The organism is Bradyrhizobium sp. 613_E4_N2_2 (genome assembly GCF_052075995.1).
Lineage (GTDB): Bacteria > Pseudomonadota > Alphaproteobacteria > Rhizobiales > Xanthobacteraceae > Bradyrhizobium > Bradyrhizobium barranii.
Window position 1 is genome coordinate 7,684,232 of sequence record NZ_CP197234.1, and the last position, 11,982, is coordinate 7,696,213.

General features: G+C 66.8%; 11 protein-coding genes. 5 read left to right on the forward strand and 6 right to left on the reverse strand.

Translation table 11 applies throughout. From position 1 onward, the window contains the following. Positions 1-35: 35 nt before the first annotated feature. Positions 36-1,001: a VOC family protein gene (locus tag AB7290_RS36325; protein ID WP_085399807.1), complete on the reverse strand. Its 966-nt coding sequence runs from the start codon at positions 999-1,001 to the stop codon at positions 36-38. Between the two features lie 200 nt (positions 1,002-1,201). On the opposite strand from AB7290_RS36325, the gene AB7290_RS36330 reads away from it, so the two are divergent. Further along, positions 1,202-2,068, forward strand: coding sequence for a S1C family serine protease (locus tag AB7290_RS36330; protein ID WP_354080841.1), 867 nt, complete (start codon positions 1,202-1,204; stop codon positions 2,066-2,068). Beyond that, on the forward strand, positions 2,065-2,436 hold the full coding sequence (locus AB7290_RS36335) for a response regulator transcription factor (protein WP_028151530.1): 372 nt from the start codon (positions 2,065-2,067) through the stop codon (positions 2,434-2,436). The genes AB7290_RS36330 and AB7290_RS36335 overlap by 4 nt, the downstream gene beginning before the upstream one ends. 12 nt (positions 2,437-2,448) lie before the next feature. Here AB7290_RS36335 and AB7290_RS36340 read toward each other — a convergent pair whose 3' ends face one another. The 4 genes from AB7290_RS36340 to AB7290_RS36355 all read right to left on the reverse strand — a co-directional run bounded on the left by AB7290_RS36340 (position 2,449) and on the right by AB7290_RS36355 (position 7,539). Further along, positions 2,449-3,525 (reverse strand): sensor histidine kinase, encoded by a 1,077-nt coding sequence (locus AB7290_RS36340; RefSeq protein ID WP_085399805.1) that lies wholly within the window; start codon positions 3,523-3,525, stop codon positions 2,449-2,451. Further along, positions 3,512-4,204, reverse strand: a complete 693-nt coding sequence (locus AB7290_RS36345) for a response regulator transcription factor (RefSeq protein WP_063985457.1) — start codon at positions 4,202-4,204, stop codon at positions 3,512-3,514. The genes AB7290_RS36340 and AB7290_RS36345 overlap by 14 nt, the downstream gene beginning before the upstream one ends. Positions 4,205-4,304: 100 nt before the next feature. Further along, positions 4,305-4,862 (reverse strand): hypothetical protein, encoded by a 558-nt coding sequence (locus AB7290_RS36350; RefSeq protein ID WP_085399804.1) that lies wholly within the window; start codon positions 4,860-4,862, stop codon positions 4,305-4,307. Between the two features lie 340 nt (positions 4,863-5,202). Beyond that, positions 5,203-7,539 carry a Tex family protein gene (locus AB7290_RS36355; RefSeq protein WP_085399803.1) on the reverse strand — a complete coding sequence of 779 codons (2,337 nt, stop codon included), beginning with the start codon at positions 7,537-7,539 and terminating at the stop codon, positions 5,203-5,205. 248 nt (positions 7,540-7,787) lie between these two features. Here AB7290_RS36355 and AB7290_RS36360 point away from each other — a divergent pair, with 248 nt between their 5' ends. Together AB7290_RS36360 and AB7290_RS36365 are read left to right on the forward strand one after the other, a co-directional pair. After that, entirely contained in the window at positions 7,788-8,918 is a 1,131-nt protein-coding gene (locus AB7290_RS36360) for a ring-opening amidohydrolase (protein WP_085399802.1), read from the forward strand. Positions 8,919-9,030: 112 nt separating this feature from the next. Continuing rightward, positions 9,031-10,500: an amidase gene (locus tag AB7290_RS36365; RefSeq protein ID WP_167768098.1), complete on the forward strand. Its 1,470-nt coding sequence runs from the start codon at positions 9,031-9,033 to the stop codon at positions 10,498-10,500. A gap of 38 nt (positions 10,501-10,538) precedes the next feature. Here AB7290_RS36365 and AB7290_RS36370 read toward each other — a convergent pair whose 3' ends face one another. Then, a complete protein-coding gene (locus AB7290_RS36370; RefSeq protein WP_028151536.1) occupies positions 10,539-10,856 on the reverse strand; it encodes a hypothetical protein in 318 nt (105 codons plus the stop codon). A 160-nt stretch (positions 10,857-11,016) separates the two neighbouring features. Here AB7290_RS36370 and AB7290_RS36375 point away from each other — a divergent pair, with 160 nt between their 5' ends. Then, the gene (locus AB7290_RS36375) at positions 11,017-11,925 is read left to right on the forward strand and encodes a PaaI family thioesterase (RefSeq protein WP_085399800.1); all 909 of its coding nucleotides are present in this window, start codon (positions 11,017-11,019) and stop codon (positions 11,923-11,925) included. Positions 11,926-11,982: the final 57 nt, after the last annotated feature.

An 11,982-nucleotide genomic window follows, 5' to 3' on the forward strand; every position in this document is an offset into this window, starting at 1 on the left:
CGCCTGACCGGTCATAGCAATGCCCGCGCTATCGATCAAACCCTGATCAGGCGCACCCGCGTGCCCCAGGGATCGACGGCCTCCAGACCATTGGCGAGCGCCGTGACATGCGCGCCGCCCTTGCGCAGGCGCTCCTCCTGCGCAGCGAGAATGTCCTGCTTCGCCATCACCAGCGAGAACCAGGCGAGCCCCGTGGTCTGATCGTCGCGTTGGCCGGCCCCCTGGCTCTGCCAGACGTTCATGCCGAGGTGATGGTGATAGCGGCCCGACGACAGGAACGCGGCGCCGCCACGGCGGCGGGTCGGATCGAGGCCGACCGTGCCGTGATAGAACCGTTCGGCCTCGGCGAGATCGCCGACACGCAGATGCATGTGGCCGACGCGCAGACCATCCGGCGCCTTGGCGTAGTCTGCCACGCGCGTGTTGGTCAGCGACAAGAGGTCAGGGATGTTGAGCTCGTCGCTCGCCATCTTCACGCTGCCCTCGCTCCACTGCCATTGCGAGGGATCGCGGTCGGCATAGACCTCGATGCCGTTGCCTTCGGGGTCGTCGAGATAGACGGATTCGCTGACGAGATGATCGGCGAAGCCCGACAGCGGCACGCGGTGCGAGGCGGCGTGCACCAGCCAGCGCGCGAGATCTTTTCGCGACGGCATCAGGAAGGCGGTGTGGTAGAGGCCCGCGGCGTTGCGCGGCTCGATCGCGGCCTCGGGACGGGCTTCCAGCACGAGCAGCGTGATACCGGCCGTGCCGAGCGTCGCGCCGGTCGCGGAGCGCTCCATCACGGTGAGCCCGATCACGTCGCGATAGTAGTCCGCGACCTTGTCGAGGTTCTTGACCCGGAGCGTCACCATGCCCACCCGCATCGGCGTGCGGCTGGCATAGGTCGGACCGCCGCCTTGCGGCAGGCCCTCGGCCCGAGCGGCGGCGGCCGCCGCCATCGCGAGCGAGGTCGCACCGGCGAGTTGAAGCAGGGTACGGCGGGTGAGGTCGACGGTCATCGGTCGGGGCTCGCTGGAAACGCTTAGGGACGTGCGGTGCAATTTCTGGATTGCTACACGTTCCCGTGAAGGCCTCCCAATCACATGTTCGTCGGCCGTAGTCCTGCGGAAGCCGGTCCGCCCCATCTGTCCTGGCCACCCGGCCAGTTTCGCTATCGCCCGCGACATCCCAGATTGAGGACAATTTACAGGAGCCTTCCATGACCGACCCCACTCCTCTGTCGTCCCTTTCGTCCGCGCTCGCGGATGTCGTGACGCGCACCGCGCCATCCGTCGTCGCCGTGCATTCGCATCGCTCCCGCGCCACCGGCTTCGTCTGGAAACCCGGCTTGATCGTCACCGCCGACGAAGCGCTGGCCGACGAGGGCGATATCCAGATCAGCCTCCCCGACGGCAGCACCGCGGCCGCCACAATCGTCGGCCGCGACCATACGACCGACATCGCGCTGTTGCGCACCGATGCCAGTCTTGCGCCGGTCAAGCTGGCCGCGACCGTTCCGCCCCTCGGCACGCTGTCGGTCGTCGTCGCCACCGATCGCGATGCGCCGAGCGCGGCGCTCGGCATGGTATCACTGTCCGGCAAGAGCTGGCGCTCCTTGCGCGGCGGCGACATCGATGCGCGGATCGAGCTCGACGTACGCCTGCGCTTCGCGCAACAAGGCGGGCTCGCGCTCGATGCATCAGGCGACGCCTTCGGCATGGCCGTGCTCGGGCCGCGGCGGGTCCTGGTGATCCCGACGGCGACAATCGAGCGGGTCGCGGCACAGCTCGAGGCGCGCGGCCGCATCGCCCGCGGATATCTCGGCCTCGGGCTCCAGCCGGTGCGGCTCGACGATGGCATCGGCGCGATGGTGATGAATGTCGACAAGGCCGGCCCTTCGGCTGCGGCCGGCATCCGCCAGGGCGACGTCATCGTGGCGGTTAACGACCAGAAGCTCTCCGGCGTGCGTGCGCTGTCGCGGACGCTGGGACCTGCGAGCGTCGGCACGGTCGTCGATGTCGCGGTGCGCCGCGGCGGCGAGCCAGTCAGCTTCAAGGTCACGATCGGCGAGAGGCCCGAGGCGTGAGCGAGGACAACGCGCCCGAGATCGTGCTCGCCCTGGAGATCGACGATCCCGCCCTCGCCGATCGCCTGGCGGTCTTGCTCGGCAACATCGCCGGGCTTCGGCTCGCCGCGCCCGGCGAGGCCGCCACGGCGACGGTCATGGCGCGCGATCCGCGCAGCATGCCGGAAGACATCGCGCTGACGCAGCGCGAGCTCGATGTCCTGGCGCTGATGGCGGAAGGCGCGTCCAACAAGCTGATCGCGCGCCAGCTCGGCATCTCCGTGCACACGGTCAAATTCCACGTCGGTTCGCTGCTCGACAAGCTGGATGCCACCGGCCGCACCGACGCGGTCGCGCATGCGGCACGCCGCGGCGTGATCGAGCTATGACGCCGTCAGCTCCTATCGCGCTGATGTCGCCGGGAAGCTGAGCCGGACCGTGAGGCCCGGCGCATTGTCGTGCAGTGCAATCTCGGCGCCATGGAGACCGGCAACGGCCGCGACCAGGCTCAAGCCCAGACCGTTGCCCGGCGTGTAACGGCTCTGTTCGAGCCGGTAGAAGCGCTTGAACACGTGATCGCGCTCTCCGGTGGGAATGCCCGGGCCATCGTCGGCGATCGCGATCACCGCCCCGCCACCGGCGCTGCGACAGGTCACGGTGACCTGCCCGCCCGCGCGGCCGTGCTTTATCGCGTTGTCGACCAGATTGGCGATGGCGTCGAACAGCAGGTCGCGGTCCCCCGTAATCGCCACCTGGCGGTCGCCGTCAAGGCTGAGGCGGGTCGCCACCTGCTCGGCCGCGGCGTCATAGAGTTCGACGACCTCGCCGGCGATTTCAGCGAGGTCGAGCGCACGAAACGCACTCCGGCGGGCGCGGGTCTCGATCTCCGAGATCCGCGTGATGGAAGCGAACATGCCGAGCACCGAATCGAGATCGGCGATGGTGTCGCCGATCAGCACCGCATCGGCCTCACCATTGCGCGGGGTGTGATAGGCCTTTTCCAGCCGGCCGCGCATGCGCGTCAGCGGCGTGCGCAGATCGTGGGCGACGTTGTCGCTGACCTGCTTGACCTCACCCATCAGCGTCTCGATGCGGTCGAGCATCTGGTTGAGGTTTTCGGCGACGCGGTCCCACTCGTCGTGACTGCCGCGCAAGGGAATGCGCCGGTCGAGCCCCGACAGCATGATGGCGCGGCTGGTCGCATTGATCTCCTCGATCCGTCCGACCGTGCGCCGCGTCACCAGCACGGCCGCGACCCCGGCCAGCACGGCCAGCAGCACGGCGACGGCGACCATCGCGAGCTCGATCATCGCGGTGAAGCCGCTGTGATCGCCGGCGTCGCCGACCCGGCCCTGCACATAGGCGATCGTGCCGAAATAGACATAGGCCATGATCGCCGCGACGATCAGGCCGAACGCCGCGATCGCGATCAGTGCCAGACGGAAGGTGGAGGAGCGGAGCGTCTTAGCCAGGAGCACGGATGCAATATCCGATGCCGCGGATCGTATGGATCAGCGGATAGGCCTGGGCATCGTCGACCTTGCGGCGGACCCGCCCGACATAGACGTCGATGATGTTGGTGGAGGGATCGAAATGCAGATCCCAGACATGCTGGAGCAGCATCGCCCGGGAGACGACGCGGCCTTCGTTGCGGACGAGATATTCGAGCAGCTGAAACTCGCGCGGCAGCAGCGGAATTTTCCGGCCGCGCCGGCTGGCGTTGCGCGCGATCAGGTCGATGGCGAGATCGCCGACCCGCAGGATGGTTTCCTTGGCGACGGTCTCGCTGCGGCGGCCGAGCGCCTCGAGGCGCGCCAGCAGCTCGACGAAGGAGAACGGCTTGACGAGATAGTCATCGCCCCCGGCGCGCAAACCGCGCACGCGGTCGTCAACCTCGCCGAGCGCGGAGATGATCAGGAAGGGTGCGGCGATGCCGTCGTCGCGCAACTGGCGCATCACGGCGATGCCGTCGATGTCGGGCAGCATGCGGTCGATGGTGATCACGGCATAGTCGCGGGCGACGCCGTGGCTCAGGGCTTCACGACCCGTCGCGGCAAGATCGACGTCGTAGCCCGAGGTGGTGAGTTCCTCGACGAGCTGGCCTGCGGTTTCCGGATCGTCCTCGACGACCAGAATGCGGCGGTGACCTCCGGTCATGCAAAACTCCGCGCGACGATCGCCACCAGACTATCCCGTTCCGGGGCTGAGCGGAACCGCCCGGTGGCGATCGCGACAATGGTGCGGTACCGCGATGCGACTACCAATAGTCTCCGCACACATTGACCCATTGCCATCCATAGGGCGTCAAGCTCCTGCGCCAGCAACCATCGTCGTAATAGTTGGCATAGTTGGCATAGAAGAACGGCGCGCCGACGAAAGCGAACCGGTTGAAGCGGTGACGGTGGAAGAAGGCATGGCGGCCAATGAACGGCCTGCCGTGCCAGCCCGGGCCAGCAAACCGCGGGCCGAAAGCGGCGCGGGTCGCTAATGGTGCACCGGCAAAGCGCGGCCCGATGGCGGCGCGGGCAGCCATTGGCGAGCCGACGAAGCGGGCTCCACCGAAGCCCGGGCCGCCAGCAAAGCGCGCGCCACCCATGCCGCCGAAACCACCCGCGCGCATGCCGCCGAAGCCACCCGCATGCATTCCGCCGCCACCGAAATGCCCGCCACCGCCAAAGCCGCCATGGCCGCCACCGCCGAAGCCGCCACCGCCATGGCCTCCGCCACCGCCGCCACGGGCAAGCGCAGGTGAAGCGAGCGCCATCATTGCGGCGAGCGTCACCGCAGTGACGCCTTTGAGAAGCCTGTTGTCCATCGAAGCATCCTCCGTGCTGCGCGGCGATCTTTCTGCCGCGCGAGGAGGATCAGATGAGAGGAAGGGACAGGCACCTTCAACTTACAAACGCGCCAGATTCTGACGCAGGTGTTAGGGACGAACGCTCTTTCGCTCCCTCACCCCGTTCTGACGGGGAGAGGGTGGGGTGAGAGGCTGCGTCCCGCCAAGGTGATCTAAAAAGTGATCGCAACGCTTGTCCCGTGCACCGTCAAGTTACGAGCCGGAGGGGCCTTTGATCCGGTCAGCCGCATGCCTTGCCTCACCTGGATCGCTAGCGCGATCCGACCTCTCCCCGCAAGAGCGGGGAGAGGTTAAAGTATCACGCCCGCTTGCCGCCGTTCCTCTCGGCCGCCCGGCGCATGGCCTCCGCGAGGGCGCCGCCGCCGGAGGATTCCTGGTTGCGCGGGGCCGACGACGTCATGCGCGCGGGGTTTCGCGAGCTGTTGTCCCGCTGCATGCCGGGCGCGTCCTTCTTGGCGCCGACCTCGTCGTCGAGGCGCAATGTCAGCGAGATGCGCTTGCGGGCGACTTCGAAGTCCAGCACCTTCACCTTGACGATGTCTCCGGGCTTCACCACCTCGCGCGGATCCTTGATGTAGTTCCTGGACATCGCCGAGATGTGAACCAGGCCGTCCTGGTGCACGCCGATATCGACGAAGGCGCCGAAGGCGGCAACGTTGGTCACGGTCCCCTCGAGGATCATGCCCTTCTGGAGATGCTTGATCTCCTCGACACCCTCCTTGAACACCGCGGCCTTGAACGCCGGACGCGGATCGCGGCCGGGCTTCTCGAGCTCGCGCAGGATGTCGGTGACGGTCGGCAGACCAAAGGTCTCGTCGACGAAATCTTTCGGCTTCAGCGTACGCACGATCTCGCTGCTGCCGATCAGCGCCTTGATGTCACTCTTGGTGGCGCTGAGAATCCGGCGCACCACGGGATAGGCTTCCGGATGCACGCCGGACGCATCGAGCGGGTCCTCGCCGCCGAGGATGCGCAGGAAGCCGGCGCATTGCTCGAACGCCTTCGGGCCGAGCCGCGGCACGTCCTTCAGCGCCTTGCGCGACTTGAACGGGCCGTTGGCGTCGCGGTGGGCCACGATGCTCGAGGCCAGGCCGGAGCCGACACCCGACACGCGGGCCAGAAGTGGCGCCGAGGCGGTGTTGACGTCGACGCCGACCGCGTTCACGCAGTCCTCGACCACGGCATCGAGCGACTTGGCGAGCTTGGCCTGGCCGAGGTCGTGCTGGTACTGGCCGACGCCGATCGCCTTGGGCTCGATCTTGACGAGCTCGGCGAGCGGGTCCTGGAGACGGCGGGCGATCGAGACTGCGCCTCGCAGGGTGACGTCGAGACCCGGCAACTCCTCCGAGGCGAAGGCCGAGGCCGAATAGACCGACGCGCCGGCTTCCGACACCACGATCTTGGTCATCTTCAGCTCGGCCAGGCCCTTGACGAGATCGCCTGCGAGCTTGTCGGTTTCGCGCGAGGCGGTGCCGTTGCCGATCGCGATCAGCTCGACACGATGCTTCAGCGCAAGCTTGCCGAGGATCGCAAGCGCCTCGTTCCACTGCCGCTGCGGCTCGTGCGGATAGATCACGGCAGTATCGACCACCTTGCCGGTCGCGTCGGTGACGGCGACCTTGACGCCGGTGCGGTAGCCCGGATCGAGGCCCATGGTGACACGGGTGCCGGCGGGTGCCGCGAGCAGCAGGTCGCGCAAATTGGAAGCGAACACGCGCACGGCCTCGGTCTCGGCGGCATTCCACAGCCGCATGCGCAGGTCGATGTTGAGATGCACCTGGATCTTGGTGCGCCAGGCCCAGCGCACGGTGTCGATCAGCCAGCGGTCGCCGGCGCGCTTGAGGTCGGCGATGCCGAACCGCTTCATGATCTTCAATTCATAAGCGCTCGGCACGCCCGGCGGCGACGCTTCGGCTTCGGCCTGCATCTGAAGGTCGAGGATTTCCTCCTTCTCGCCGCGGAACATCGCGAGGATGCGGTGCGACGGGAGCTTCGTCAGCGGCTCGGAGAACTCGAAATAGTCGGCGAACTTTTCGCCCTCGGTCTTCTTGCCCTCGCGCACCTTGGAGGCCATGCGCGCGTTGGTCCACATCTCTTCGCGCAAAGCACCGATCAGGTCGGCGTCTTCGTCGAAGCGCTCGACCAGGATGGCGCGGGCGCCATCGAGCGCGGCAGCGGCATCGGCAACGCCCTTCTCGGCGTTGATGAAAGTTTCGGCCACGACCTTCGGATCGTTGCCCGGCTCTGCCATCAGCTGATTGGCCAGCGGCTCGAGACCGGCTTCCTTGGCGATCTCGGCCTTGGTGCGGCGCTTCGGCTTGAACGGCAGATAGATGTCTTCCAGGCGCGCCTTGCTGTCGGCGGCGAGAATGGAGGCTTCCAGCGCCGCATCGAGCTTGCCCTGCTCGCGGACCGATTCGAGGATGGCTTTGCGGCGGTCTTCGAGCTCGCGCAGATAGCCCAGGCGCTCCTCCAGGGTGCGCAATTGCGCGTCGTCGAGCGCACCGGTCGCTTCCTTGCGGTAGCGGGCGATGAAGGGAACCGTGGCGCCGCCGTCGAGCAACGTCACCGTCGCCTCGACCTGCTCCGCCCGTACCCCAAGCTCCTGCGCAATTTTCTGGTTGATATTTGCCACGCGAGAATCCCTCTATCCAAGCACGCGACGCGGGGGCGAACCACCGGCAGCGGGACGCCGCTTATGGACCAACCGAGGTTGATTCATCAAGGTGCGGCGCGCAACCGTCGACAGAGGATTTTTTTGTTGAACCGGATGCGATCTCGCCACATTCGTGGGTGCCTGCACCCCCGCTTGTGCCTTGACATGCGCCTCCGTTCCACGGCTGGTTCATCCGCCGGACCACCGAACTCCACACGAGGACTGCAATGCGGACAGCATCGGTCGGCGTCTTCAGGGTCGCCACCAAGGGCCCCGGCGACGTCTCCGGCCTCATGGCCATGATCGGCTCCGGCGCGATCGACCCGACAACGATTTTGGCCATCCTCGGCAAGACCGAAGGCAATGGCGGCGTCAACGATTTTACGCGGGAATATGCCGTTGCTGCGTTGTGCACCGCGCTGGCGCCAGAACTCGGCCTTTCGCCAGAGGCGGTCGAGCAGCGCATCGCCTTCGTGATATCGGGCGGCACCGAAGGCGTGCTCAGCCCGCATATCACGGTGTTCACGCGGCGCCAGGCTGAGCGCCCGGCAGGCATGTCCGGCAAGCGCTTGAGCATCGGCATGGCGCACACGCGGGACTTCCTCCCCGAAGAGATCGGCCGCTCCGCACAGATCATGGAAACGGCCAAGGCGGTGACTGCCGCGATGGCGGATGCCGGCATCACCGATCCCGCCGACGTCCATTTCGTGCAGATCAAATGCCCGCTGCTCACCAGCGACCGCGTCGAAACAGCAAACGCGCGCGGCAACAAGACGGCCACGACCAGCGCCTACAGCTCAATGGCCTATTCGCGCGGCGCCTCCGCGCTTGGGGTCGCGGTCGCGCTCGACGAGATCGCTTCCGATGTTGGCGACGACGACGTGCTGCGGCGCTACGATCTGTTCTCGTCGGTTGCGTCCACCTCGTCCGGGATCGAGCTGATGCACAACGTCATCATCGTGCTCGGCAACTCGGCGTCTTCAGCAGGCGAGTTCGAGATCGGCCACGCCGTGATGAACGATGCGATCGATGCCCCGGCGGTGGTGTCGGCGTTGAACAGCGTCGGGCTTGGTGTTGGCCTTGGTGTTGGGCTTGGCGTCGCGCCGCTAGCCACCGAGGGCCGCGAGCTCGTCAACATCTTCGCCAAGGCCGAGGCCTCGCCTGATGGCAGCGTGCGCGGCTTCCGCCACACCATGCTCGAAGATACCGACATCAGCTCGACGCGCCACGCCCGCGCGGCCGTCGGCGGCCTGATCGCCGGCCTCGCCGGCACCGGCGCGGTCTATGTCTCCGGTGGTGCCGAGCATCAGGGGCCGGCGGGCGGCGGCCCGGTTGCGGTGATCGCAAGGCTGTCTTAATGACGCGGCGACCTCTCCGCCCGGCGCAACCCTGCCCTTCGCGCCGGCTCAGTTGATTCACGCGGGCCCTTGCGAAAAAGGTGACGCCGCTACCCACGGGGATTTTGACTTCATGACTTTGCCGATGAGCTGGAACGAATGGGCGCAGCACGATGGCGTCGGACTGGCAGCGCGCGTCCGCAAGGGCGAGCTGACGGCGAAGGAACTGGCGCGCCAGGCCGCCGCGGGCGTGGCCAAGGTCAATCCGGCACTGTCGGGCGTGGTCGAGCTGTTCGAGGACGTGATCGCCGATCCGGCCAAGGACGGAGCCAATCTTGCCGGCCCGTTCGCCGGCCTGCCCTTCCTGATGAAGGACCTCGGACCGACCATGAAGGGCCGGCTGCAGGAGATGGGCTCGCTGCTGATGCGCGGCAATCGCGCCGCGGCCGATACGTTCCTCACCGGTAAATTCCGTCAGGCAGGCCTCAACCTGATCGGACGCACCACGACGCCGGAATTCGGCGTGTGCAGCTCGGCCGACAATCCCGCCGTCTACGTGACGCGCAATCCCTGGAATACCGACTACACCACCTGCGGCTCGTCCGCGGGCAGCGCGGCGATGGTCGCGGCCGGCGTCGTCCCGATCGCGCATGCGACCGACGGCGGCGGCTCGATCCGCATTCCCGCCGGCGTCAACGGCAATATCGGGCTGAAGGTGTCGCGCGGCGTGTTCTCGCTGGCCCCGCACATGTCCGACCTCACCGGTCTCGTCTCGATCCAGGGCTGCCAGTCGCGCTCGGTGCGCGACACCGCTGCCTTCGTCGATCACGCGCGCGGGCCTGCGCCCGGCGAGTTCATGCCGTTCTGGACCACGGCGCAGCCCTATTCCGAGATGATCAAGCGCGACCCGTCAAAGCTTCGCATCGCGCTGTCGCACACCTGGGGCGACTACACTGCGACGCCGGAGATCGCCGCCGAGCTGGAGAAAACCGGCCGCTTCCTTGAAGGCCTCGGCCATCACGTCGAATACGCGCTGCCCGAACTCGACTTCCGCGCCGCGTTCGCGGCGCAGACCACCTGCTACATCAGCAATTTTGCCGTGGTGATCTCCAACATGCTCGCCGCACGCGGGATGGAAAAGCCACCGGAAGATCTGATCGAGCCCATGAACATCAGGATCTGGGAAGCCGGTCGGCACACGAGCTTCGCCGAGCGGGCGAAGATGCAAGGCGTGTTCAACACCACGTCACGCGGCTTCGGCGCGTTCTTCGAGCAGTGGGACGTGATCCTGACGCCGATCACCGCGTTGCCGACGCCGAAGGTCGGCACCAGGGAATATCTCACCATCTCCGAAAATCCTGACGTCCTCGACTGGTTCGGCAATCTCTGGCGCTTCTTCGCCTTCACGCCGCTCGCCAATCTCTGCGGCATGCCGGCGATCTCGATGCCGATGGCAGAGCAAGACCACGGCCTGCCGCTCGGCATCCAGGCCATCGCCAAGCAGGCCAATGACGGCCTGCTCCTGCAGCTCGCCGCCCAGATCGAGCGCGCGCTCGACGGCAAGTGGAACGGCGGCAAGAAGCCGAAGGTGCATGTGGGCTGAGAGATTGCGATCGCATTCAAAAGCGATCGCCCGCGATCTCAATTCTTCACCGTCGGGATCACCTCCGCCGGCTGCTGCTGACCCTGCCTGTACATCGCCAGCGCCTTGTCGAGGGCCTCGCGCAGCGCCAGCGCTGCGGCCACGCTGCAACGCAAGTGCGCGGTCTGGACCACGTCGACCCTGACGGCGGCACCGACCGGCATCAGCAGGTTCGCGGCGAGCTCGATCTGGATCGCGCCGTTGTGGTGTCCGAAGCAGGATGCGCCGTCGAAATAGATGATCGGTGCCCGTTCCGAGCTGGAGCTCGAAATGGTCACGGGCCCCTGATTGGTGGCGGGTGTTTCGGGGTCGGCCATGGGCACTCCTTAGGGCTAGTCGACGGACGAAGCGCCCACCATCGTTGCTTCGGCACACCATGTCGAGGCCAAACCGGCCCAGGCAGACCAGCCTGCGAACCTGCCTGATGAGCCCCTTTCGGGGTTTTGCGCGGCGCCCGACCTGGTCTAGAACGTCGTCATGTCCACTTCACCCACCACGCTGCCGTTCGAGGATCTCGCCGAGGCGATCAAGGGCCGCCGCTCCGACTACGGCCATATCAGCGGGCTCCAGCTCGACCGCTTCGCCCCCGCCGAGGCCTGGTCCAGCCTGCCCTATCGTCCGGTCTTCGTCGGCGACACCGAGACCGGCGTGCTGCATGGCGGCGTCGTCACCGCGATGCTGGACGAGAGCTGCGGCATGGCGGTGCAACTTGCGCTCGACGGCACGCGCGCGATCGCAACCCTGGATCTGCGCATCGATTATCAGAAGCCGGCGACACCGGGCCTCGACATCAAGGCGCATTCGGTCTGCTACCGCACCACGCGCTCGATCGCCTTCGTGCGCTCCACCGCCTATCAGGACTCCGAGGACGATCCGGTTGCAACCGCGACCGCCTGCTTCATGATCGGCGCCAATCGCACCAACATGCTCGCGGACCGCAGGATGGACTCGCGCAGCATCCCGACGCTGGAGGCGCCCGACGATCCGGACGGCCCGTTCGCCAACAGCCCGTTCGCGCGCTGCCTCGGCATTCGCGTCAATAACGACGGCACGCTGACGATGCCGTTCTCGCCGCAGATCATCGGCAATCCGATCCTGCCCGCGATCCATGGCGGCGTGACCGGTGCTTTCCTCGAGACCTCCGCGATCCTCGGCGTGAGGCGCGAGCTCGGCATCGCCGCGCTGCCCAAGCCGATCGGACTCACCGTCAACTATCTGCGTTCCGGACGCGCCCTCGATACCGTCGCCAATGTCTCGATCGTGAAACAGGGCCGGCGTATCGTCGCCTTCGAGGCGCGGGCCTGGCAGGACGATGCGAACAAGCCGATCGCCACCGCTTTCGGCCATTTCATGCTGCGGCCAACGCCCGGAAGTGACGAGGAATAGGCGTATTTTCCCTTGACGACCGGAGTTCCGGCCACAACGATAGCGCGGTTCCTGCGA

Bases quoted from the DNA above. Each gene is read 5' to 3' on its own strand.
- AB7290_RS36325 (WP_085399807.1), bottom strand. From the start codon at position 1,001: ATGACCGTCGACCTCACCCGCCGTACCCTGCTTCAACTCGCCGGTGCG.
- AB7290_RS36330 (WP_354080841.1), top strand. From the start codon at position 1,202: ATGACCGACCCCACTCCTCTGTCGTCCCTTTCGTCCGCGCTCGCGGAT.
- AB7290_RS36345 (WP_063985457.1), bottom strand. From the start codon at position 4,204: ATGACCGGAGGTCACCGCCGCATTCTGGTCGTCGAGGACGATCCGGAA.
- AB7290_RS36350 (WP_085399804.1), bottom strand. From the start codon at position 4,862: ATGGACAACAGGCTTCTCAAAGGCGTCACTGCGGTGACGCTCGCCGCA.
- AB7290_RS36360 (WP_085399802.1), top strand. From the start codon at position 7,788: ATGCGGACAGCATCGGTCGGCGTCTTCAGGGTCGCCACCAAGGGCCCC.
- AB7290_RS36365 (WP_167768098.1), top strand. From the start codon at position 9,031: ATGACTTTGCCGATGAGCTGGAACGAATGGGCGCAGCACGATGGCGTC.
- AB7290_RS36370 (WP_028151536.1), bottom strand. From the start codon at position 10,856: ATGGCCGACCCCGAAACACCCGCCACCAATCAGGGGCCCGTGACCATT.
- AB7290_RS36375 (WP_085399800.1), top strand. From the start codon at position 11,017: ATGTCCACTTCACCCACCACGCTGCCGTTCGAGGATCTCGCCGAGGCG.